The sequence below is a fragment of the Streptomyces sp. NPDC029292 genome, assembly GCF_055569295.1.
This window is the reverse complement of sequence record NZ_JBVHXR010000030.1, coordinates 75,019-95,799: the sequence shown is the minus strand read 5'-3', so window position 1 is coordinate 95,799 and position 20,781 is coordinate 75,019. Positions and strand designations below refer to the sequence as shown.

The window sequence follows — 20,781 nt, the reverse complement described above, 5'->3', positions numbered from 1 at the left end:
GCACGCGGCATCGCCCTGGAAGAACTCACGGGCATCCGCGAACGGGTACGGCTGAGGAAGCCCCAACGCGCCACCCTGCACTCCTGGTCCTTCCACCAGCTGGGCACCTTCATCGGCTACAAGGCCAAGCGCTCCGGCGTCCCCGTGGTCTACGTGAACCCGGCGTACACCAGCCAGGAATGCTCCCAGTGCCACCACACCGAACGAAAGAACCGGCCCTCCCAGGCCAACTTCACCTGCAGAGTCTGCGGCTTCGTTGAGCACGCCGACCTGAACTCGTCCCACAACATCGCCCAACGCGGGTGGATGGCGTGGGTCTGCGGGGCCGAGTCACAGGCCCCTGCTCTCACGCTCATCGCGTGAGGACTGGACGCAGCCGGAACCCATCACCGCCAGTGATGATCCGAGCAGCAAGCCCGGGACTTCAGTCCCGGGTAGTCGACAGAGGCGTGTGTCAGATGCCCTCAACTCCGGCCCGATCCCGGCCAGATGCCCCGGCTCGAGGAGATCCACGACAACCTCCTCGACCGCCTGAAGGAGGCCAAGGACCAGGGGTGGCTCGGCGAGGTCGCTGCCATCGAGACGAGCGTGGCCGCCGCTGAAGACAAGCTCGCCTCGATGCGCGAGATGGCCGCCAAGCACACCCACCACCAACCTCGGCATGCCCGACTTCCCTGCATCCGTCGGCCGACGCACATCCGGCAGCTGACACATATGGACGAGGCCAAACCACCCAGGCACGGGCCGAGCAGCCGGCACAGACTGGCTGACCTCAGCCACGGCATCCTCACCGCACGGCTCAGGATGCCGGCGCGGTTGCGGCTTCTTAGCCTGGGGTGGTCGGCGGTTCTGCAATGCCGATGAAGTTCCCGCCCATGGGCCGGATGCGGACCGACCACCCCAGTGCTGTGAGATCGTCCGTGAGGGTCTGGGCATCGTGGAATACCTTCACGATGCGGTACTGGCTGCCGTCATCGAGTCGGCGCAGCGCCGCCGGGGCCGGCTGGTTCGCGAGGACTTCCTCGTATGCGGCTGGGGCGGGGCCGTCGTCGATGAAGATCGCTTTGCCGCCAGGCGCGAGCGCGGCGGCGACGGTGTTCCAGAAGTCGGGTAACCGCGTCGGCGGGACATGGGAGAGCCAGAAGGCGAAGAACACGGTGTCGTAGCGTCGTGGCGGCTGCCACGCGAACAGGTCGGCCTCAAGGAATTGGACGGTGGGGGATGCGGTACGCGCACGAGCGAGGGCCAACACTTCGGCTGCCGCGTCGACAGCCGTCACCGAATGCGCCCGCGCGGCGAGCAGAGGGGTCCACTGGCCCGTTCCGCAGGCCAACTCCAGCACATCCCCGGCAATTGGGAGGTCATCGACGACAGCCAGCAATTTCTGCAGGTCTTCGTACTCTGCATAGGGCCGGTCGTATTCGGCCGCGCCGGCCCTGTAGTAGGCCATCTGTTCTGCCAGGAGAGCGTCGTCATCCAATGCAGGTTCCTCTCATCCGGGTTCGGTCAGAGACAAGCGCTCAGCTCGCCAGCTTGGTCGCCACAGACAGTGTCGGCCTTCACCTTTGGGCAAGGTCAAGAGTCATGAGGGCCTGGGGCCGTCCTCGCCGACTGACCTCGCAGCCGCTGCCGCGAGAAGGACCACGCCAGGGGATAGCGGGTGGGGCCAGTTGACGTTCCTGTGGCCAGCCCGGGTTTGAGAACACGCGCTGAACGAAGCCAACACGCCGAATGCCACGTCGATACACGATTTTCTATGGTCACCGTCAGTCAACGAATGAGGCCCAGATGCCCGAGAGGACCGGTTCAAGATCAGTTCGGTTAAGCAGGCGTGCTCGTGGACGCAGGGGGTACCGAGTCGCGTGCGCAGACACCCAGCGCGACCTTCCGCAGCTCGAAGTGGGCCAGGAAGTCCTGCCATTCCTGTGCGGAGGGTTCGCGGTACTCGCCGCTGGGCCGCAGCGACCGGGTCTTCGACGCTCTGCTCTGCCTGGGTCAGTCGGTTCTTGAGCTTGTGTGTCGTTCGGAGACCTGACTGAGCCCAGGGTCTTCGCCATCAACTGCATGATCCGATCGTGGTTGTGCGGGCTGCTGGGAGTCGGGTGACGCGGCTGGCCGTGTCGGCGGTGCCGCGCAAGTGGACGATCTCTTCGTGTTGGGCGGCGAGCCGGGCCAGGGCCCGGGAGCGGAACTCGCTGAGGGCCTCATTCGCGTCTTCGGTGCGGGCCAGCCGGGCAGCGCGCGGGTCTGGGATCTGTCCTGCTTCCTGAAGATTCCGCAGGGGGTGCTCGAACTCTTCGCGGAGGTGGGTATAGGGGCGGGTGCCGTAGAAGGCGGTGCGGTCAACGGCGGCCTCTCGGGCAAGGGTCTTGATGTCGCAGGTGCCGCCGGGCGGGATCTCGCCGCGCAGGAGGCGGTCCATGGCGGCCCGGATGCGGTTCTCGTTCTCGGTCGGTTGTGCTGCGGTGATCCTCACGGGGAGTCCTTGTCGGATGGGTCGGTGACGGCTGCGTCGATCTCGGTAACCACCCGAAGGGCCCGGTCGTAGTCGTGCTGCAGGCGGGCGTGTTCGGTCCGGCGGGTCTTGCCCAGGTCGCCGAGGAAAGTCTTCGTGCGTTCGGCGTGCTCGGCCCAGGCGGGCCGGTGACAGGGGTGGTGGGTGGCCTGCGGGCAACGGGCCGAGTCACACATGCCGATAAGCGGACGGTCGGCGGTGGGGGTGCCGGCGAGTTTGAGGCAGAGCGCGCGGGAGGGGGCGGTGAACCAGCAGAAGTTCGCCGGTCCGATGTGCAGGGTCTTGGCGCGCTTGGTCAGCAGGTTCAGCACGTCCCGGTCACTGCGCTGGGTTCGGGGTGCCGGTGCTGCGGCGGATTCAAGCTTCTCGTCGACACTGGCGAAGAACTCGGTGAGGCCGCGGGCGCCGGGGCCGGCGGGCAGGATGCCCTGCTGGTAGTTGTGGAACTCGGCCAGGACCAGGTCCAGGTTGCGGTCGCCCTCGTACTTGTTGACCTCGGCCAGGAGTTCGGCCTGGGCCCCGCCGGGGCGCGATAATGGTGGAGTCGGGTATTGGAACTGCCCGAATGCCTCAGCCATTGCGGACCCAGGCGGTGAACTCGTCGGCGAGGCCGGGCGGGTTGGCGGCCTGGGTCCGTCGGGCGATCGCCTCGTAGTACTCCAGCTCATGGACGATCACCGGCACAGTTCGGCCGACAGATCTTTCGATGACGCCGGTCGTATGGAGGGTTCGGGCGAGCTGGCAGCAGGTCCGGTTGAAGTGGGACTCGATCTGCGCGGCGACCGGCCCGATGACTGGCACCCAGTCGGCGGGGTCGGTCGGCTCCTCGTACCAAAGTCCGAGTTCGGTGATCCACTCCTGGCGAGCGATGGCCCCGCCAGGGTCGCTGGTCAGGTCGCCGACCACAGTCAGCTGGTTCTGGATCCAGAAGGCGTAGTTCCAGCGAGCTTCTGCTTGGTCAGAGGCGTCCTGGATGCTGCGTCGGGCCTGAGCTTCAGTGTTGTAGCCGACCGTCAGGGTCGGCTGACGAGGGTCGTCGTCCTCGTTGTCGATGAGGAAGGAGACGGCGTAGATGTCGCCGGCATCGACGGCCGGGATGGATGCGAGGGCCCTCTCAACGAGGTGCTGAAGGTGATCGTTGAACGTCATGGTCGGCGGGGTCCTGTCGCTCGGGGTCATGAGTCCCACTGGTCGCAGTACTCGATGTGGATCTCGCGCGCGTCGCCGAGAATGCCGTCGTTGGAGTGGAGCTCGGTGCAGAAGTGCGGATAGCTCGGATGGACGGGGACGTATCCGGGACCGTTCCGGGCGACGTCGAGGAAGTGCCGGGCGGTGTCCCTGAACACCTTCGCGCTGCCGGTCATGAACAGGGTCTCGGCGTGGAGATGCTGGTGAAACAGATCCCGGTTCTCCCGGTAGTGCCGTGCCTCGTGGTCAATCACGGCTTCGCCAGTGTGCCCTGGGCCGGGCAGCGTCACCGTCTGCGGACGCCCCGGGCCGAGCCGCCCGCGCACTTCCTTCCAGCGTGAGGGCGCGAACTGGAGCGAGTGGTGCAGCAGCACGAGATCAAGCTGCCGCGTGCCCTCTTCTGGCAGCTCGAGGGAGGGGGACTGGTTGGCTCGCATCGGCAGGTGGACCAGTGAGCGCGGTGACGAGGCGGCAAGCGTCCATAGCCCGCCGATTCGCTGCGCGGCATCCTGGTTGAGGTAGGCGTCCAGGTGCCGATCGTGGTCGATGAGCACTGCGTGGACCAGAGGCCGGGCTGGTCGGATGACCTTGAACTCCATGGATCCGAGCCGTGCTTGGTGGATGGTGATCGGTAGCTTCATTGGTTCTTCGGGACACGACGGCTGACATCGGCGGCGTAGGCGGCCCAGTCCCCGGCGGATGCCTTCTGCCATTGGACGGCGACTTGGATGTGGATGCCGAGCATCCGGGCGAGGATGGCGGCGGGCAGTTCGGCGGCGAGGGTGAACAGGGCTGTTGAGCGGTCCTGTTGGGGCCGGATGCCGATCTTGTGCAGCCGCAGACCGACCTGACTGTCGCTGAGTGGACGCCCTGGTTGTCCTCCGGGGAAAAGCCAAGGGGCGTCGTCCGGAGTGCCGATCTTGGCCTTGCCGCGTCGGGTCGCGACGAGCTCGCGGACCAAGGCACCAAGCGGCATCGGAAGGATGACGGGCGAGGTTCCGAAGGTGATCGCGACGGTCTCGCCAGTGAAGTCGACGTCCTCGACGGTGAGTTGACTGATGGTGGAGATCTTCTGCGCGTAGAGGATCAGCAGCAGTCCAGCGACTCGGTCCGCGGTGGGCAGCGTGTCGTCGTTGAGGAGGCGTCGTGCGTCCGCCCAGCGTTTCTCGCTGTCGATGGTGCCCTGTGGGCCGGTCCAGCGGACGGCGCCGCAGGTGAGGCCGTGGGCATGGCGATGCTGTACGGACCAGCGGACGAAGTGGCCGGTCTCGTCGCGGTAGCTGAAGGCGGGATCAGTCATCCAGCGTTCCAGGTCGGCTTGTGTGCAGACCCTCAGGGTGAGACCTTCGCCGGCGAGCCAGGCGAGGAAGTTGTCGGCGGCATTGACGTGGCAGCGCACGTTCATGTCCTGCAGACGCGTGGAGTGCTGGTCGCCGACGCGGCGGCGGAGCCGGCGCAGGTGGTGCCAGACCGCGTAACCGTGCAGGATCCGGCGTTCGGCGAGGTCCGTGCGAGCCTGGACGGTTGTCGTGATCCATTTCTCCAGAGCGACGAGCCGTTCGTCGCGCGGTGGCAGGGCTCCCGTGGCGACGAGGACGCTGCGAAGGTGAGCCAGCACCTTGCCCGGCGGAAGTTCGTCGAGGATGCCGTGGGTGACAGGACGCGCGTCGCGGCCTATGCGTTCCAGCAGGTCCCGGGCCTTTGCTCGGGTGATCCAGGCCAGCGCGACATCAGGGCGCTCGGCGTCCGTCAACGCCGTATGGAAGGCGGCGAGTTCAGGTGCGACGGCCCCGGTGTCGTCACCGAGGAGGTCGCGGATCTTCTGGGGTCGAGAACGCATCGCTGACAGGGGCGGGGGCTGAGCTGCCAGGTGATGGTGCAGACGGGGCAGCGTCCCCAGAAGCCGGGGTCGGGGTTGCTGCACTTCGCGCACAACGGTTCCTCCCAGGTGCCGCCGCGGGCCTGGGCGACGGTGTCGCAGCTGCTGCAGGTCGCCCAGCGTTGCTGGCAGCGTTCGCACCAGGGCTGCCCAGTGGCCCGGGAGATCTCGCAAGGGGCGGTGCGGCCGCAGTGCCCGCACTCTCTGATCTCCTTCGGCCTGCAGTTGTTGCAGCGGACACCGTCTGCGAGCCGGACTGCGACCGGCTGACGGCGCCCGCAGCCAACACAGACTTCCAGGTTGACGGGGTCGCGGATCAGGCAGTTGGGACACAGCGGCTGTCCGGCACCATCGCGGGTGGCGGGTTCACGGATGGCGCCGCAGCGTGCGCAGGGAACGGCCGCGTGACGGGCGAAACAGGCCCGACAGATCCGCTGGCCGTCCAGGAGCTTCGACAGCGCCTTCACTCCATGACAGCGCGGGCATGCCGGCTTGACGACCTTCGTGGCACCGACTGCGACGAGTTCGCCGATGAACCGCAGCACCGCCGGAGTCGGGGCCTCGTGCCCGGCGCTGGTCAGCAGCTCAGGACGGTCGATCACGGCCCAGGCCAGCCGGCGCTGCCCGGCGGGTCGCTTCGTGGACCGCTCCAGAGCGGTCCGGACGGTGTCCGCGTCGAGCGCGGAGTCGAGGTCGGTGATCAGCTGGGTGAGTTCCTTGAGCGGATCACCGTCGGTGTCGGGGCACTTGGCGCATCGGGGCTGACCGTGGCGGTCGCGGCTGACGACTCGCCGCTGCTGGTGGCAGCCCACGCAGACGGCGGGTTTGTCGAAGCAGGGTGAGCATCCCCATCGTCCGCCCGAGCGGCTGCCGACGTAGGGGCGTGGGCGTCCGCACTCGCCGCAGTGAGGCAGGGCAGTGTCCTGGGCACCCGCTTCGTGCAGGGCCATCAGCAGCTTGGCGACGCGGAACGGCGCGGGTGGCTTGCCGGTCCGCAGCAGCGAGGTGTTGTCGTGCAGGGCCTGGGCGAGGTTGCGGCGGCCGGCTCGTGTACGTACGAGCGTGCAGATGATGCCGCGGATACGGTCGGCGTCCAGGTGTTTCTCGACGTTGCCGACCAGTCGCACGATCAGGCCGACCGGATCGGCGAGAACTTCCTCGGCGATCGCAGGTGCGGTCACCGCTCAACTCCAGTGATCCGGGCTCGCCTTGGCCGCAGTTCGCCGACACCTTCGGAGGCGACCGTCCCGCCTGCGGCGGCCTTCTTGGGTCTCTTCGCCGCCCCGGCCGTGGCGATCGGCTCGATGAGGTCGTCCATCGTGCAGTCCAGGATGTCCAGCAGGGCCATGAGGATCTTCAGGCTGAGTCGCTCCGGTCGCTCGACGACGAGTCGGTAGACCTGGCTCGTGGACAGCGTGATGCCGCGTTCTTTCAGGGGTAGGAGGAGGTCGGTGGTGGAGAACATCCCGCGGTCCGCCATGACCTTGCGCAGGTGCCAGTGGTAGTCGAGCTTGGCGGCCATCATCGGGTCCTTCCTCGTCAGACGCCGGCGAACGCCGGGGCCAGGGCCTTGCTCAGGGCAGTGTTCATGAAGTCGTCGCTGACGTGCGTATAGATAGCGGTGGAGCTGTCGCAGTCGTGGCCGACTTGCTGCTGGATAAAACGACGGTCGATTCCGTCCTCGGTCAGATGCGTGACATACGAATGTCTGATTGAGTGCCACAGGCCGTTCCCCACCCGTAGCGGGCGTCGATGAGGAACTCGGTGAACAGTCGGACGTCGCCCTGGTAGCTGCGGATCGTTGACGGCGCCAGATGCTTTTCGCCCGTCAACGAGGCCGACCACTCGTCCAGGTGGGCCGGCGTCCACTGCCACGGGTACTCGTTCGCGAACTCGAGGAACCGGCGGATCAGCCGCATCCGCGGCTCGATCGTCTCGTCCTTCAGCCCGCGCGACTTCTGCTGAGCCCTCCAGCCTCGCAGCATCGCGTCGAACATCGCGTCCTCCGGACGCAGTTGGACCACGCCGGACACGAGCTCCATGTGAGCCGCCCCGGCCAGGGCCACCTTCTGCTGATGCGCCACTCCAGGCCATCCCTTCTGGAGGGCAGATCATGCATCAGGCGGGATCTATCTGGCAACATGCCTGCTCAGGCCGTTAGTTCGTAGTAGCGTTGGAGTTCGTCAGCTCGTCGCCCTGAGCTTGCGACCTGCGGATTCTCGCCCGTCTGATGCAATTCCCGAGGGTCGCTGTAGCCCTCGGTCGTGGCGACCGCGATGTGCTTGAGATGGATCTTGGTCGCGAGGACGCCGCCGGGCCGGTAGGCCATCTCCGGGGCCAGAGACCGCCTGAGCATCCTCAGGTTCGCTGGTGTCGGCGTACACGTGAACGGGCTCTGTCCGCGGTTACGTGAAGCCCGTGGGAAGCGCCCGTTCGTAGGGTCTGCCCTACCCAGCTTCGGGGGCTCACCGGAGTGTCTGAGACTGGAGCCACGTGATCCGCTAGCTCGTACGGGAATCGTGCGGCAGAAGGTGGACAGGTGAAGGCTCGGATCGGATATTCCGCGTGGCTGGCGGGTGCGGTGCAGTTCTTTGTGATCCACGGGATCACAGAGTCAGCCTGGGTGAGACCGTACAGTTGGACGCGGAACAACATCAGTGACTTAGGTAATGCTCACTGCGCCATGCAGCAGGAACCTGAGCCGCGGTATATCTGTTCGCCCGACCACGACCTTATGAACGTCTCGTTCATCGCCCTGGGGGCGCTTCTAATCGTCGGCGCCGCTCTGACTGGGCCCCTGTGGCGCCGAGGTGCAACCGCCGCCGTGGCCCGGATTCTCCTGGCCGGTGCCGGTCTGGGATTCGTGCTTGCCGGGGTGGCACCTGCGGACGTCAACGAGAACCAGCACATCCTCGGTGCCCTGCTCATCATGGGAACGGGCAACATCGGCCTTCTGCTGGCCGGAGTCGGACTGTCGAACGATGTCCCGGGCCCAGTGCGCTGGGCCACCAGCCTGCTGGGAATCACGGCGATCACTGCCCTGGGGCTCTTCCTTTCCCACCACTACCTGGGACTGGGGATGGGAGGCATGGAGCGGGTCGCAGTGTTTCCCCTCCTGCTGTGGACGCTGGCTGTCGGCGCCCGCGGTCTGTTCCCCCAGGCACCCCGCAGGCAGGACACGAGCAGTTCCGTGACACTCACGACTGGGTGAGGATGCGGGTCCGCAGAAGTTCGAACGAGGCCCGGCCATACATTGCCCTCTTGAGCGTTTTCACCCGGTTCACGTGACCTTCGACCACCCTGGAGCTCCACGGCAGGGTGAGTCCGGCGGTGACGGAAGGGCCGGCGCTTGCTCCGCAAGCTCCGGCCCAGCACGAACAGGATCAGCGACATCGTGAAGGCCGTCATGGTCCTTCACAACGCATCAACGTGAGGTTGGAAGAGGCTCAGTGGGCCGGCGTGCTGCCAGCGCGGACCACCGTAGGCTGTGACCACCCAACGCGGTCCACGCTACGCGTCCCTGCGCAGCACCGCATCCGGGCGGTCCCCGCAGGCCACGACCTCCATCTCCGGGCCACGGACGAGTCACGGACAGGAGCGAGCGGGCATCCAAACCGGACGACGCGCACCGCTGGACGATCACGCTGGAACGGCTTTCCGTCCAACGACCGGTCCAGCTCACCTGGCTGGGTACCACCGGCGCGGATGCCGTTCAGCCGGACGAGTGACAGACTGAAGCTCGAGTTGGCGGTCTGCACCAGAGGACTTGGGGCCTGTCCTGGCCGTCCACTCGGTCTTGCATCCCAGCAGCGATCGATCCGTTCGCTGACCAGGTGGGAACTGTTCATGACTTCTGAAGCGCCGTACCCCCCGGACGAAACCGCTCTTCTGATCGTCGACCCGTACAACGACTTCCTTTCCGAAGGCGGCAAGCTTTGGCCCCGAGCAAAGGAAGTGGCGGAAGGCGTCGGCCTGCTCGACCACATGCGCACCACGCTCGCCACGGCCCGCAGCCGGGGCTTTCGCGTCTTCATCGTGCCCCACCACCAGACGACGCCGAACGACTACATCACGTGGGACCACCTGTCCCCGACCCAACAGCGCATCGTGACCCAGCAGACCTTTGCCGAGGGCAGCTGGGGGGCCGAGTGGCACCCCGACTTCCACCCTCGCGAGGACGAGGTCGTCATACGCCAGCACTGGGCCTCGAGCGGCTTCGCGAACACAGACCTCGACTTCATGCTCAAGCAGCACCACATCCGGAAGATCCTGCTGATCGGTATGCGGGCCAACACCTGTGTGGACACCACCGCACGCTTTGGTCAGGAGCTGGGCTACCACGTGACCCTCATCCGCGACGCCATCGCCTCCTTCAGCTGGGAGGAGATGACAGCGACATTCGAGCTCAACGCGCCCCTGTACGCCCACGCCATCCTCACAACAGACGAGTTCGTCGACATCGTGAAAGGCGGGGCCGGCAAGGGCTCCCCGTAATGCCAAATCCCCGGCATCCAGGTTTGGTTGGCCGGGCGCTGGGCTGGTCGGCCTCAGCGGCTCGCCTACGGATCTTGCGCATCCCCGGCGCGCGCAGGAGCGCGGCACGAACTCCTCAACCGCGAGGCGGGGGGCTGCCATTGGTGCGGAAGGGTGTGCGCGGGGGCGGCAGCACAACAGGAGAACGAGCGCCCAGAAGAAGTGGAGGCGATCATACGGGCCGAGCGGAGGAACGTACGGAAACCGTGTTCTGAGGGTGGTGACCCCTGTGAATGGGACCGATGGAGGAGCCGGTGGAGCGCGCGGAGGGCTGGCCGGGCAGACGGTCGTGGTGGTGGGAGGCAGCGCGGGCATCGGTCTGGAGACCGCGCGACAGGTGCGTGCGGCCGACGGCGAGCTGGTGCTCGTGGCGCGCGACGCCGAACGCCTCAAGCGGGCGGCGGACGAACTGAACCCGCTGAGCACGGCCGCGTTCGACGCCCAGGACACCGACCGCCTGGAGCGCTTTCTCGGAGAGCTGCCCGGGCAGGTCGACCATGTGATGGTCACGGCGGGCAGCCCGTCGTACACCCCCATCGCCGAACTCGACCTGGCCGAGGCCGGGCATGACTTCGGCTGGCGTATCGCGATGATGCTGGCGGTGGCGCGGGCGAGCCGGGAGAAGGTCAGGGCCGGGGGGACGCTGCTGTTCATCGGCGGCACCGGCGGCCGGCGGCCCGCGGCCGGGATGGCCGTGATGGGCGCCCTCACCGCGGCGCTGCCGGCGCTGACCGCCAACCTGGCACTGGAGGTCGCCCCTGTCCGGGTCAACCTCATCGCGGCCGGGTTCGTGGACACACCGCTGTCGGCCTCCCTCCTCGGTGACCAACTCGAGGCACGGCGCGAGGAGTTGAGGAAGACGCTGCCCATTGGCCGGGTGGTCGGACCGGCGGATGTCGCCGCCCTCGCACTGCACATCATGGCCAACGGCGCCCTCACTGGCGCCACGTACGACATCGACGGCGGCCAGCAGCTCGTCGCACACTGACCGCCCAGGGCCCTCGGCCCAGGCCGCAGTCGGCCGTCGAGCGCGCGGGCTCCCGCAGGCGGCACCGCTTCGTCCGGCGCCCTTCGTGATCCGCCGCCGGCGAAGTGGGCGAGCGTCCACATGCGGCCTGATCGAACGCGTGTCTACGCTGGAACAGGGCACAGCCCGTTCGACAGGGCGTCAGGGCGCTGCCGGGCCGGGCGTGAGACGAGGCGCTCGCAACGCGTTTCGAGTGCCGTGGGATGCGTCCTCCAAGCTCGGCGCCACCGCGGATCCGGTCGTCGCCGGTATCCCCTTCGAGACGGGAGGCGCAAGCCATGGACATGAAACTCGAGGTCGTCGTGGTGCCGGTGTCCGACGTCGACCGGGCCAAGGACTTCTACACGGCGCTGGGCTGGAGGCTCGATGCGGACATCGCCCCTGACGGGGACTTCCGGGTGGTGCAGGTGACCCCTCCGGGTTCCCCGGCGTCGGTCATCTTCGGCAGATCGGTCACCGATCAGGCCCCGGGCTCGGCTCGAGGCTTGCACCTGGTCGTCGACGACATCGAGTCCGCCCATGACGAGCTGATACGACGCGGCGCCGACCCGAGCGATGTGTTTCACGACGCCGGCGGCGTCTTCCACCACGCCGGCGCTGACGCCCGGGTGCCCGGTCCTGATCCACAACGCGGCAGTTATGGCTCCTTCCTGTCGTTCAGTGACCCGGACGGCAACGGCTGGCTCCTGCAGGAGGTCACCACACGGCTTCCAGGACGGCTGGATCCCGCGACCACGTCGTTCGCCTCGGCCGAGGACCTGGCGGGCGCCCTGCGGCGGGCCGCGGCGGCGCACGGTGAGCACGAGGCGCGCATCGGTGCGGAGGACCCGGACTGGCCGGACTGGTACGCGCGGTACCTGGTGAGCGAGCAGGCCGGGACGGAACCGCCCTCGTGAGCGGTCGGATGCGCGGTCCACGGCCGTAACAGGACACTGCGAGGTCAATCCGGTCGATCGCGGCCGCCGTCCGACTGGCCGTCATACACCACACCTTCAATGGCATCTTCTCTGATACGCGCGTGCGCTGAAGGGAAGCGCCCGCCGGCGGGGCCGCCGGAGGCCACGGCGATCCTTGGCCGTCACGCTCCCCATCGCCTGGGTCACCGCGGATTCCGCCTGCGGAGAGGACTCGCACTTCCGGCGCTTCCTGGAAGACGCCGAGCCCTCCTACATCGTTTCCGTCCCCAAGTCGCAGCAGGTGAACGGCTCGCACGTCGACCATCTCATCGCCCAGGCCCCGCCCGAGGTATGGCAGCGTCTGTCGGCGGGGCCGGGAGCCAAGGGCGAACGGTTCTACGACTGGGCCGCCGCCCGTCTGCCCGCCGTGGCCGAGTCCGACGGCGCCGAGCCGACCCGGCAGCGGTGGATACTGGCCCGCCGCAGCATCAGCAACCCGGCCGAGACCGCCTACTACCTCGCCTGCGCTCCACTGGACGCCACCGTCGCCGACTTGGTCCGAGTCGCCGGATGCCGATGGAAGATCGAGGAGTGCTTCCAGAGCGCAAAGAACGAGTGCGGCCTGGACCAGTACGAGGTCCGCCGCTACGTGGGCTGCTACCGGCACATCACGCTCGCCATGCTCGCCCACGCGTTCCTCGCGGTGATGGCTGTGCAGGAGCGCGAAAAAGGGGTGTCGAGGCCGACACACCCGACCTCGTGGACTTCACACCAGCCGAAATCCGTCGTCTGCTGGCAGCTCACCCCGCCGCCATCCTGCACGTCGCGACCACGCGGTGAACTGGTCACGATGGAGGCGTCGCCACCAGGCACGTGCCCGACGCTGTCATTACATGCGGCGCGGGCACTCGTTGGTGGGACGGCCGGCCCAAGACCGTCCCACCCATACCAAACCCCCGCTACACTCCCCACCGCCAAGCCGTTGACCAGGAGAAATACAGAAGTCCGGCTGGAGTGTAAAAGGTATTGAGCCTCGCCCCCGCCCGCGGGAGCGACCGGTGCGCTTGCCGGGTCATGCCCCCTCGCGTCCCGGCATACGAATTCGCCGAGACCTTGAGTCCTGTGAGCTTCGTTTTACAGCGAACCCAGCAGCGTCTTGACGGCAATAATTACCGGCGTTCCCGCTTCCCCGATGACTGTTGCGATTCCGGCCATCTTCTGGAGCAGCTTTTTGAATCGTTCCTTGGGTGGATTCGAGTTGATCTCTTCCACAGCTGCATCCACCTCCGCCCGATCGCTCTCATCCAGGTGCTGCCTCAGCGCCTGGATTTCCCTGAGGAGGTTGTCGATCGCCAGTTTCCCTGACTCCGAGCCGCCGGCATGCTTACCTCCGGCCACGATGTCTCCGGAGCCGCTGTGCTGAGCTTTGCCGATGCTCCCAGCCCCGTACTGCTGGATGCGGTCGCCGCTCATGAGGCCGCGATGTTGCCGGAGCCGCCGTGCTGAGCCTTGCCGATGCTCCCGGCCCCGTACTGCTGGATGAGGTCCCCCTGCACGGCGTTCTGCACGTTGTAGGTCACCTGCGCGATATCCGGGTGGCCGATCGCCTTCGTGATCTCGTTGACGAGGTACTGGATTTCTTTGCTGTCCGTGGACCACACGGCATCGTGCTGAGTGCCCGAGGTGTTGAGGACCAGGCCGTACAAGGGTGGTTTGTTGATGGCCGTGACGAGCCGCCAGATCAGCAGCGCCTCCACGGCGACCAAGAGGAGCCCCCCGATGGTTCCTGCGGAAGCTGCCAGTATTCCACCGAATACCAGGCAGAGGAGAGTGCGCAGGATGAACTTCTTCCAGGCTGCTCCTTTGTCGATCTCCAGCATGCGCTGTCCAACGTGGGAGATGTTGCGCAGCGGATAGGCTTCGCCCGCCACCCACAGCACGCCTTCATTCACCCGGACCTGAACGATTGAGTGACTGGGCGTCACATTGTCCCCCCGACTGTCTGTTTGGCATCGGCGGCTACAGCCGGCGACAGCATGGACAGTAAGGTGAGCGGAGTCGACTTTGTGAGTTTTGGTGATTTTTCACCCAAACGGATTATTACTCCGGTGGGACATCCGTATTTTCCCTGTTCAAGGTGCTGGCGGTGGGGAGTTTACAGAAATCCCACTGGAGTACTAGGGTGCGTTTCGAAAGTGCTGGTCACAGCCACTCATTGATGGCGGCGACCAGTACGGTCGCCTCGTAGCGGACGGCGAGCTTGTCGTATCTCGTGGCGACCGCGCGGTGGCGCTTGAGGCGATTGATTCCGCACTCCACCGCGTGGCGCTCTTTGTAGTCGGCCTTGTCGAACTTCGGCGGCCGGCCACCGTGCGAACCGCGCTTCTTGCGGTTGGCGATCTGGTCGCGCTTCTCCGGGATCGTGCAGCGGATACCGCGCTTGCTCAAGTAGGCGCGGTTCGACCTGCAGATCCCCTTTTTGCGGGCACCCGCCGCATCCTGGTGCGCGCGGGCGATGGTCGAGTCCACCGAGACGTCCCAGGTGGTCAGTCCCTCGGCGTCGGCCTGGGCTTGCAGTTGCTCCAAGATGCGGTGCCAGGTGCCGTCCCGCTGCCAACGCCGGAACAGGCCGTAGACCGTCTCCCACAGGCCGTACCGCTCGGGCGCATCCCGCCAGGGAGCACCAGCGCGGGTGCGCCAGCGTATGCCGTCTAGCAACTGCCGCTTGGTATGCACCGGCGGCCGGTCAGGCTTCTTCCCGGCCGGGAGCAGCGGCTCCAGTTTCGCCCACTGCGCATTCGTCAGATCGCGCCTCCCCATGAAGTGGATCTTTACACATCGAGATCCACTCCTGAAACGCACCCTAGCTAGCCTCGATCTTTCGTGACGGGTCGTCGGATTCTCCGGTGGCCCGTTTATGTTTGTCGGGTCGGTGGCGGGTAGGCCGATGGCCCGGCTGTCGCGTCGGGTGGGCGCCGGGTTCCACGGCTCCGGTGGTGGGTGGTGGCGTTACTCGTTGGGACGGGTGGTCGCTGTTCGTCAGCCAGGGTTCGGGAGGGCGTGCGTCGAGCCGCTGGATCGCGTCGGTGATGACGTCGGTCCAGGGCCAGTGGCGGGTGAATCTCAGGTGTCGGCGGCGTGCGGTGGTGACCAGTTGGGCCGCGGCGGAGAACAGTCGCAGCCGCAGACGGCGGGGCTCCCATAGCCTCGGTTTGCCGGTCAGGGCGAGCATGGGCAGCCAGGCCAGCAGGTCGAGCGCGAGCTGGACGATCTCCAGCCAGATCCGGTTCTGAGCTGTCTCGTGCAGGGGCAGGTTCCGCAGGCCGGTGGCGCGCGCGTTGCGGATGCGGTCCTCTGCCCGTGCTCGCTGGCGGTGCCGCAGTTCGAGTGCGGGGATCGGGGTGTTGGTGGTGTTGGTGGCGAACGCAGTGAGCCGCAGTCCGTCGGCGTCGGTGAAACGCAACTGTGCGCCGGGGTGCGGGCGTTCCTTGCGGACGATCAGTCGCATCCCCTTCGGCCAGTCCTTGAGGCAGTCGCCGTCCAGCTCTGCTACCCAGGCGCCGTGCCGGATCTCACCGCCCGGTTCGACGGCGGGCGTCCAGGCGGAGGCGGGGAACTTCAGGACGGCCTGATGGATGGCGTCGGTGATGGTCATGCCGACCGAGTACGACAGCCACCTCCCGCGCTCCGCGAGCCAGGCCACGAACTCGTGGGTGCCACCGCCGGAGTCGGTGCGGATCAAAGTGGAACGGCCTCGCCGGTGTCGCTTCGGGAGCTGGACCAGGGCGATTTGGGTGGCGGTGATGTGGTCGGCGGCGGTGTTGGAGCCGGCGTTCCCGGGCCGCAGCAGGGCTGCCACCGGCTCTCCAGCGCCGCCGCGTCCGTGGTCGACGAAGCCCATCAGGGGGTGATGTCCGTAAGTCTTCTTCCAGGTTGCCGCGGCGTCCTGCTTGTCGGAGTGGGCCAGGACCAGCACTCCGTCCAGGTCCACGATCACCTGACCTGCGGCGTCCGGCGACGAAGCCCCGGCCAGCTTCCAGACGTGTTCGCGGACCTCGGCCCGGGCGGCTTGGATCGCGGTGAGAGCGTTCGGTCCGGCCGCGGCGAGGGTGTCGATGAGTCGGGAGACGGTCGGGTCCGAGGCCACCGGCCCGAACACGGCCGGCTCGGCCCGCAGCATCCCGACATCAGCCAGACAGTCCCCACCGAGCGCGACCGCCAGGGCCACATCCAGCAGCACCTTGCCCGGATCATGCACCGCCCGAGGACGCCGCCACCGAGCCAACGCCACCGACATCGCAGCATCCAGACCGGCCTTGCGGGCAGTCTCGACCAGCAGCACCCCACCGGCCTGCGAGACCACCCCGCTCCCGCCACCCTCGACTCGGACACGCGGATAGAACCCGATACGCTTCTTCACTTGAAGAGTGCTTCTTTCATGCGACGACCTGGACCCTAGACAAGTCCTATCGTTGCAGGTCAGGAGCACTCTTTGCGTTTCCGATCACGTACCGGACGCCCCGCCACGTGTATTGCCCGAGGCTAGGAAGAGGCTCAGCACTGAGCCCGGACAGCCACCTCAGGCTGCCTGGTCGCTCCGCTCAACGAGAGGCACGTCGGGGATGTCGGTGTCGGCCTCGGGAAGTCCGAGGTAGGCCCGAACGGCCGCGTTGTCGCCCGTGGCGTCGGCGAGCCGGGCGGCGGCCTCGAACGCCCGCGCCTCGATGCGTTCGATCTCCTGTTGCGCGTCCTCGATGGGGTAGCCAGCGTCCTGGAGCATGCGCACGCCGGTCTCCACCGACAGAACCCCTCATGGAGGACGGCCGCTTGGTCGGTCGGCGTGTGCGGTCCCCACATCAGCCGGGCGGGCAGAGACTCCCCCGCGGGCCAGCCCTCGGCCTGCCCGCGTCTTGATCCTCTCCTGAGCCCGGCCGCTGGATCGCGCGTAGATTAGAAGTGCAGGCAGTCGCGCTCACAGGCCACGGAGAGCGTGTGATGACAGCGGACAGTGATTTCACGGCGTTCTTCGACGCAACACCAAGCCCGTACCTCATGTTGGACACGGACCTGGTGATTTGGTATGTCAACACGGCATATCTGCAGGCCACCGGCCGGACCAGAGACCAGCTGATCGGGAAGTACTTCTTCGACGCCCTGCCGGAACGTTCCGGCACCCCCGACGACACACAACAACACCTGAGGGCGTCATTGCGCCGGGTCCTGGACACCGGGAAACCGGAAACCTTGGTGCTGCAGCGGTACGACATCCCCGCCCTCCACGAGCCAGGCGGGTTCGAGGAGCGATGGTGGTCCGAGATCCACACCCCAATTCTCGGGCCAGACGGCAAGGTGAAGTGGATCGTCCAACGGGCCGAGGACGTCACCGCCTTCGTCCACTCACGCCGGGCACGCCAGCTCACCGAGGAGTTCACCGAGCGGGAGAAAGGCATGGCAGCCGAGCTGTACGCGCGGGCCGGCGAACTGCACCGGCTGAACCAGGAACTGCACCAGGCCCACGCCCGTGAACGGCAGGTCGCCGTCACCCTGCAGGAAGCCATGCTCTCAGCCCCCGACCTGGACCACCACACCGACAACATCGCCGTGCGCTACCTGCCGGCGGCCACATCACTAAACGTGTGCGGCGACTGGTACGACGTCGTCGACCTGCCACCCGACCGCTACGCCGCGGCGGTCGGAGACGTTGTCGGCCACGGCCTGCACGCCGCCGCCGTCATGGGCATGCTCCGCAGCGCCCTGAGCGCAGTCATCCGTGCCACTCCCAGTCCCGCCCAGGCCCTGGAAGTCCTCGGCCTGTACGCCCGCTCCCTGGACGGCGCGACGGCCGCAACCGCGGTCAAGGTCCTCATCGACACCCGCAGCAGACTGATCATCTACAGCAACGCCGGACACCCACCGCCCGTCCTGCTCCACTCCGACGGGACCTGTGAACTGCTGGACCAAGCGACCGATCCGCCGCTCGGCGCCCGCCTCCACCATGTCCCCCGGCCCCAGGCCGGCCTGTCCTACACCCGTGGGGACACCCTCGTGATGTACACCGACGGCCTCATCGAACGCCGCGACGAGGACATCGACGCCAGCCTGGCACGCTTGACCACAGCCCTGGCCCAGGACAGCACCCTCGCCCCAGACCAGCTGGCCGACGCGCTGCTGGCCCGCCTCGGCACCGCAGGGGGCGCCGCCGACGACATCGCCCTCGTCGTCATCCGCCTATAACCTGCGCGGCCTCTCGACAGCTCACGGCACGCGACGGATACGTTTAGTTACGCGACCGACAGTGCGATATCCAGCAGGACCTTGCCGGGATCGTTCACCGCACGGTCCTTGCGCCACGGCGCCAGCGCCGCCGATATCGCGGTGTCCAGCCCGGACTTGCGGACCGTCTCGACCAGTAGAACCGCACCGGCCTGGGAGACCGCCCCCCGGCCACCGCCCCGCACGCGAACAGACGGGTACGACCCGATACGCTTCTTCACCTGAGGAGTGCAGCTTCCTTGAGGACGACCAGGACCCTAGACAAGTCCATCGTCCCAGGTCAGAGGCGCTCCTCGCCTTTTTGATCACAGCTTGGACGGCCCACTCGTGAAAGCGCGAGGCTAGGGGGCTTCGTCATGCGGTCACTGTCAGATACCGGCGTCCGGTCCGTTCGCTGACTCCGAAATGGTCAGCCACCATGCGACCGGTCACGGGTCGGCCATGCCGGGCAGCGAGAACGGCCAGCGTTGCGCGCATGTCCTCGGCGGTCGGCGGGGTAATCAGGGCGTCCGCCTCGCTGTCCGGCGCGCTGTCCTCGAAGTCCTGCCAAAGGTCGGCGTCCGGCCAACGACTCTCAGCGGACGCAGGACGGGCTACCAGGGGCGCAGGGTCCCACGGCCATCGGCCCAACGACAGGTAGAGCCCCTCCGGCAGTTGAACCTGCCGGAGAGGCTCTCGCGCTGTGGGCTCGAGGTGCCTGTCAGCGGATAGGCCGCTACTGTCGAAAGAGGTGAGGTCGCGATTCAGGACGCGTCCCGCGACGCGCTCCCGCAACGGTGGGCCTGCAGCCGGGAGACGTGCGTCCCTCGCTTTCACGCGGCGACCTCGACGACAGCGCCGCATCGGTCTTCGAGCGGCACCATCCAGCCATCGCCGGACCCCACGCTTTGGCGTGAGGCCGCGGCCATCCCTTTCGTGCTGGGACAGCGCGAGAACGTGGAAGAAAGAGCAGAGCCATGCGAGCACATCGCGCCAAGCGCGCCTTCGCCTGCGTCGCGGCCGGCTTCCTGCTGGCCGGCGGCACCGCAATCGGAGTGGCGGGCACGGCCGCAGCAGCCGCCCCCGCCACGACGACCGTCTCGGTTCCCACGGGCTGCTCGTGGCACAGCGGCTGGTACGACAGTCACCACCACTGGCACAAGGGCTATTGGGACTGCCACTCGAACGGGAACAACCGCTGACCTGCCCGCCGTCCGGGCGAGTGGCCGCTGGTACGACTCACCCCTCAGGCTCTGCCGCGCGTTCAGCGGTCACCAGGGCGTGCGCTGGCCTGTGCATCCAGTACAGGGTCAGCGGGAACACAGCGTGCAGACGACTCAGAGGTGAGGACCCCGGCCACGTTGGCGGACACAGCGACAGCCACGGCGAACAGGACATCACGGCGTGACCGGACAGCCCGGACAAGGAACAGGTCAACGGCCACCGGAACGGCGTAGGACGGCCAGCCGGGTACTCCGTGCGTCGCTGCTAGCTAGTACTCCAGCAGCACTTCGCTATCGTCCCTGGTCAGGGGCCTGTTCTTGAGTGTAGTTGCCTGACGTTTCGGCAGGTGCAGGATCAGTGGATCCGTAGGGATGGGCCCGACAGCGGTAATGGCATTGGCGGGCGACAGCTTGGTGGCATCGGCGCCACCTCGACCAGCTCAGGGCGTGATCCGACGCCGGACTCTTCCAGGAAGCGGCGGAATCCCCACTCCTGTCCGTAGGCGGAATCGGCGGTGACCCAGGCGATCGGCAGGTCGGAGGAGGGAGAACGCAGCACCAGGCGGCGGGCGAGCTCGCCTGCTCGCCTGGACCCGCGTCCTGCTCCTGGACGGCGAACTCGCCGCCGCTGAACCCAAGAAACTCCGCTACCGCATCCTGCACGTCGCCGCCCGACTCACCCGCGGCGGACGCCGCCTCCACCTTCGAATCTCCGCGACCTGGCCCTGGAGAAACCAGCTCGCCACGGCCTTCCACCGCCTCGCCGCACTGCCCCGCCCCGCCGACTGACCAACCGTCCCCTGACCGCCCTCGACCCGAAGGACCCCGTAGAACCCGACCACCGCGCGGGCCTCCACCCTGCCCAGGCAACGAAATCGCCCCAGCCACCCCACAGTTGACGATCAGCGCCGTCGCGTCATCCCAACCGAAACGGCGAGGTTGAAGCGGATCAAGCCCAGTCCGGGGCGAGTAGGTGATCGTTACGGGTCCGGTCACTTCTGTGGATTTGGGCACCTTGTCACCGTGGCCCCGCACCGCTGCTGGGCTGCGGACTTCTCTGTGACAGCGTGACCGGGGCGGATTCGCGCACAGGCAGGGCGAGTTGATGTATGGCCCGGATGCCGGGTTTCAGTGCACATCGATCGCGCCGTGCGTCGTGAGTGTCCGCCCTGTACCAAAGGTCGATTGACCGGCGGGTTGGCCACCGGAAGGATCGGCCGGGTGGGTACGGGGAGTCGACGCGCACAGCTCTTCCATCCACCGCGGGC

At 67.2% G+C, this 20,781-nt stretch carries 23 protein-coding genes and 5 pseudogenes; 11 read left to right on the top strand and 17 right to left on the bottom strand.

Annotated features, from left to right (window positions below):
- Together ACZ4WS_RS42865 and ACZ4WS_RS42860 are read left to right on the top strand one after the other, a co-directional pair.
- Positions 1 to 363, top strand: a 363-nt coding sequence (locus tag ACZ4WS_RS42865) for an RNA-guided endonuclease InsQ/TnpB family protein (protein ID WP_467988865.1), incomplete at its 5' end; no start/stop codon positions are given.
- Positions 364 to 489: 126 nt separating this feature from the next.
- Positions 490 to 864: a hypothetical protein gene (locus tag ACZ4WS_RS42860; RefSeq protein WP_467988863.1), complete on the top strand. Its 375-nt coding sequence runs from the start codon at positions 490 to 492 to the stop codon at positions 862 to 864.
- Here the strand turns inward: ACZ4WS_RS42860 and ACZ4WS_RS42855 are convergent.
- From ACZ4WS_RS42855 to ACZ4WS_RS42805, 11 genes are all read right to left on the bottom strand, one after another.
- Positions 827 to 1,480, bottom strand: a complete 654-nt coding sequence (locus tag ACZ4WS_RS42855; protein ID WP_467988861.1) for a class I SAM-dependent methyltransferase — start codon at positions 1,478 to 1,480, stop codon at positions 827 to 829. The genes ACZ4WS_RS42860 and ACZ4WS_RS42855 overlap by 38 nt on opposite strands.
- Before the next feature lie 576 nt (positions 1,481 to 2,056).
- Complete coding sequence (locus tag ACZ4WS_RS42850; protein ID WP_467988859.1) at positions 2,057 to 2,476, bottom strand: hypothetical protein; 420 nt, start codon at positions 2,474 to 2,476, stop codon at positions 2,057 to 2,059.
- Complete coding sequence (locus tag ACZ4WS_RS42845; RefSeq protein ID WP_467988857.1) at positions 2,473 to 3,093, bottom strand: hypothetical protein; 621 nt, start codon at positions 3,091 to 3,093, stop codon at positions 2,473 to 2,475. Before ACZ4WS_RS42845 ends, ACZ4WS_RS42850 begins: the two co-directional genes overlap by 4 nt.
- The gene (locus tag ACZ4WS_RS42840; protein ID WP_467988855.1) at positions 3,086 to 3,664 is read right to left on the bottom strand and encodes a hypothetical protein; all 579 of its coding nucleotides are present in this window, start codon (positions 3,662 to 3,664) and stop codon (positions 3,086 to 3,088) included. Before ACZ4WS_RS42840 ends, ACZ4WS_RS42845 begins: the two co-directional genes overlap by 8 nt.
- Positions 3,665 to 3,690: 26 nt before the next feature.
- Positions 3,691 to 4,344 carry a hypothetical protein gene (locus ACZ4WS_RS42835; RefSeq protein WP_467988853.1) on the bottom strand — a complete coding sequence of 218 codons (654 nt, stop codon included), beginning with the start codon at positions 4,342 to 4,344 and terminating at the stop codon, positions 3,691 to 3,693.
- Positions 4,341 to 5,543: a site-specific integrase gene (locus tag ACZ4WS_RS42830; RefSeq protein WP_467988851.1), complete on the bottom strand. Its 1,203-nt coding sequence runs from the start codon at positions 5,541 to 5,543 to the stop codon at positions 4,341 to 4,343. The genes ACZ4WS_RS42835 and ACZ4WS_RS42830 overlap by 4 nt, the downstream gene beginning before the upstream one ends.
- Positions 5,453 to 6,763, bottom strand: a complete 1,311-nt coding sequence (locus ACZ4WS_RS42825) for a hypothetical protein (RefSeq protein WP_467988849.1) — start codon at positions 6,761 to 6,763, stop codon at positions 5,453 to 5,455. Before ACZ4WS_RS42825 ends, ACZ4WS_RS42830 begins: the two co-directional genes overlap by 91 nt.
- The gene (locus ACZ4WS_RS42820) at positions 6,760 to 7,107 is read right to left on the bottom strand and encodes a helix-turn-helix domain-containing protein (protein WP_467988847.1); all 348 of its coding nucleotides are present in this window, start codon (positions 7,105 to 7,107) and stop codon (positions 6,760 to 6,762) included. Before ACZ4WS_RS42820 ends, ACZ4WS_RS42825 begins: the two co-directional genes overlap by 4 nt.
- A 14-nt stretch (positions 7,108 to 7,121) precedes the next feature.
- Positions 7,122 to 7,319, bottom strand: a complete 198-nt coding sequence (locus tag ACZ4WS_RS42815; protein ID WP_467988845.1) for a tyrosine-type recombinase/integrase — start codon at positions 7,317 to 7,319, stop codon at positions 7,122 to 7,124.
- Positions 7,268 to 7,666: a site-specific integrase gene (locus ACZ4WS_RS42810; RefSeq protein ID WP_467988843.1), complete on the bottom strand. Its 399-nt coding sequence runs from the start codon at positions 7,664 to 7,666 to the stop codon at positions 7,268 to 7,270. The genes ACZ4WS_RS42815 and ACZ4WS_RS42810 overlap by 52 nt, the downstream gene beginning before the upstream one ends.
- A gap of 65 nt (positions 7,667 to 7,731) precedes the next feature.
- A complete protein-coding gene (locus tag ACZ4WS_RS42805; protein WP_467988841.1) occupies positions 7,732 to 7,938 on the bottom strand; it encodes a hypothetical protein in 207 nt (68 codons plus the stop codon).
- A 183-nt stretch (positions 7,939 to 8,121) separates the two neighbouring features.
- Here ACZ4WS_RS42805 and ACZ4WS_RS42800 point away from each other — a divergent pair, with 183 nt between their 5' ends.
- The 6 genes and pseudogenes from ACZ4WS_RS42800 to ACZ4WS_RS42775 all read left to right on the top strand — a co-directional run.
- Positions 8,122 to 8,793, top strand: coding sequence for a DUF998 domain-containing protein (locus tag ACZ4WS_RS42800; protein WP_467988839.1), 672 nt, complete (start codon positions 8,122 to 8,124; stop codon positions 8,791 to 8,793).
- Positions 8,794 to 8,919: 126 nt separating this feature from the next.
- Positions 8,920 to 9,015, top strand: a pseudogene (locus ACZ4WS_RS42795) (IS5/IS1182 family transposase); the annotation flags it as partial.
- A 413-nt stretch (positions 9,016 to 9,428) separates the two neighbouring features.
- Positions 9,429 to 10,076 (top strand): cysteine hydrolase family protein, encoded by a 648-nt coding sequence (locus tag ACZ4WS_RS42790; RefSeq protein ID WP_467988837.1) that lies wholly within the window; start codon positions 9,429 to 9,431, stop codon positions 10,074 to 10,076.
- A gap of 268 nt (positions 10,077 to 10,344) precedes the next feature.
- Entirely contained in the window at positions 10,345 to 11,103 is a 759-nt protein-coding gene (locus tag ACZ4WS_RS42785; RefSeq protein ID WP_467988835.1) for an SDR family oxidoreductase, read from the top strand.
- A 317-nt stretch (positions 11,104 to 11,420) separates the two neighbouring features.
- Positions 11,421 to 12,038 (top strand): VOC family protein, encoded by a 618-nt coding sequence (locus tag ACZ4WS_RS42780; protein ID WP_467988833.1) that lies wholly within the window; start codon positions 11,421 to 11,423, stop codon positions 12,036 to 12,038.
- A gap of 169 nt (positions 12,039 to 12,207) precedes the next feature.
- Positions 12,208 to 12,849, top strand: a pseudogene (locus ACZ4WS_RS42775) (IS701 family transposase); the annotation flags it as partial.
- A 323-nt stretch (positions 12,850 to 13,172) separates the two neighbouring features.
- On the opposite strand, the gene ACZ4WS_RS42770 reads toward ACZ4WS_RS42775, so the two are convergent.
- The 5 genes and pseudogenes from ACZ4WS_RS42770 to ACZ4WS_RS42750 all read right to left on the bottom strand — a co-directional run bounded on the left by ACZ4WS_RS42770 (position 13,173) and on the right by ACZ4WS_RS42750 (position 16,818).
- Positions 13,173 to 13,511 carry a hypothetical protein gene (locus ACZ4WS_RS42770; protein WP_467988831.1) on the bottom strand — a complete coding sequence of 113 codons (339 nt, stop codon included), beginning with the start codon at positions 13,509 to 13,511 and terminating at the stop codon, positions 13,173 to 13,175.
- On the bottom strand, positions 13,508 to 14,023 hold the full coding sequence (locus tag ACZ4WS_RS42765) for a DUF6232 family protein (RefSeq protein ID WP_467988829.1): 516 nt from the start codon (positions 14,021 to 14,023) through the stop codon (positions 13,508 to 13,510). Before ACZ4WS_RS42765 ends, ACZ4WS_RS42770 begins: the two co-directional genes overlap by 4 nt.
- Positions 14,024 to 14,240: 217 nt before the next feature.
- Entirely contained in the window at positions 14,241 to 14,858 is a 618-nt protein-coding gene (locus tag ACZ4WS_RS42760; protein WP_467988827.1) for an IS5 family transposase, read from the bottom strand.
- A 235-nt stretch (positions 14,859 to 15,093) separates the two neighbouring features.
- A pseudogene (locus ACZ4WS_RS42755) lies at positions 15,094 to 16,458 on the bottom strand (IS1380 family transposase); the annotation flags it as partial.
- 159 nt (positions 16,459 to 16,617) lie between these two features.
- Positions 16,618 to 16,818 (bottom strand): hypothetical protein, encoded by a 201-nt coding sequence (locus tag ACZ4WS_RS42750; protein ID WP_467988825.1) that lies wholly within the window; start codon positions 16,816 to 16,818, stop codon positions 16,618 to 16,620.
- 215 nt (positions 16,819 to 17,033) lie between these two features.
- On the opposite strand from ACZ4WS_RS42750, the gene ACZ4WS_RS42745 reads away from it, so the two are divergent.
- Positions 17,034 to 18,272: a PP2C family protein-serine/threonine phosphatase gene (locus tag ACZ4WS_RS42745; protein ID WP_467988823.1), complete on the top strand. Its 1,239-nt coding sequence runs from the start codon at positions 17,034 to 17,036 to the stop codon at positions 18,270 to 18,272.
- Between the two features lie 50 nt (positions 18,273 to 18,322).
- Here the strand turns inward: ACZ4WS_RS42745 and ACZ4WS_RS42740 are convergent.
- Positions 18,323 to 18,532: pseudogene (locus ACZ4WS_RS42740) on the bottom strand (IS1380 family transposase); the annotation flags it as partial.
- 735 nt (positions 18,533 to 19,267) lie between these two features.
- Here ACZ4WS_RS42740 and ACZ4WS_RS42735 point away from each other — a divergent pair.
- Complete coding sequence (locus tag ACZ4WS_RS42735; protein WP_467988821.1) at positions 19,268 to 19,492, top strand: hypothetical protein; 225 nt, start codon at positions 19,268 to 19,270, stop codon at positions 19,490 to 19,492.
- Positions 19,493 to 20,077: 585 nt separating this feature from the next.
- A pseudogene (locus tag ACZ4WS_RS42730) lies at positions 20,078 to 20,302 on the top strand (transposase); the annotation flags it as partial.
- Positions 20,303 to 20,781: the final 479 nt, after the last annotated feature.

Excerpts from the sequence above, each read along its gene's own strand:
- ACZ4WS_RS42760 (WP_467988827.1), bottom strand. The coding sequence starts at position 14,858 with ATGGGGAGGCGCGATCTGACGAATGCGCAGTGGGCGAAACTGGAGCCG.
- ACZ4WS_RS42770 (WP_467988831.1), bottom strand. The coding sequence starts at position 13,511 with ATGAGCGGCGACCGCATCCAGCAGTACGGGGCTGGGAGCATCGGCAAA.
- ACZ4WS_RS42845 (WP_467988857.1), bottom strand. The coding sequence starts at position 3,093 with ATGGCTGAGGCATTCGGGCAGTTCCAATACCCGACTCCACCATTATCG.
- ACZ4WS_RS42780 (WP_467988833.1), top strand. The coding sequence starts at position 11,421 with ATGGACATGAAACTCGAGGTCGTCGTGGTGCCGGTGTCCGACGTCGAC.
- ACZ4WS_RS42835 (WP_467988853.1), bottom strand. The coding sequence starts at position 4,344 with ATGAAGCTACCGATCACCATCCACCAAGCACGGCTCGGATCCATGGAG.
- ACZ4WS_RS42750 (WP_467988825.1), bottom strand. The coding sequence starts at position 16,818 with ATGCTCCAGGACGCTGGCTACCCCATCGAGGACGCGCAACAGGAGATC.
- ACZ4WS_RS42735 (WP_467988821.1), top strand. The coding sequence starts at position 19,268 with ATGCGAGCACATCGCGCCAAGCGCGCCTTCGCCTGCGTCGCGGCCGGC.
- ACZ4WS_RS42820 (WP_467988847.1), bottom strand. The coding sequence starts at position 7,107 with ATGATGGCCGCCAAGCTCGACTACCACTGGCACCTGCGCAAGGTCATG.
- ACZ4WS_RS42860 (WP_467988863.1), top strand. The coding sequence starts at position 490 with ATGCCCCGGCTCGAGGAGATCCACGACAACCTCCTCGACCGCCTGAAG.
- ACZ4WS_RS42830 (WP_467988851.1), bottom strand. The coding sequence starts at position 5,543 with ATGCGTTCTCGACCCCAGAAGATCCGCGACCTCCTCGGTGACGACACC.
- ACZ4WS_RS42745 (WP_467988823.1), top strand. The coding sequence starts at position 17,034 with ATGACAGCGGACAGTGATTTCACGGCGTTCTTCGACGCAACACCAAGC.
- ACZ4WS_RS42840 (WP_467988855.1), bottom strand. The coding sequence starts at position 3,664 with ATGACGTTCAACGATCACCTTCAGCACCTCGTTGAGAGGGCCCTCGCA.
- ACZ4WS_RS42790 (WP_467988837.1), top strand. The coding sequence starts at position 9,429 with ATGACTTCTGAAGCGCCGTACCCCCCGGACGAAACCGCTCTTCTGATC.
- ACZ4WS_RS42805 (WP_467988841.1), bottom strand. The coding sequence starts at position 7,938 with ATGCTCAGGCGGTCTCTGGCCCCGGAGATGGCCTACCGGCCCGGCGGC.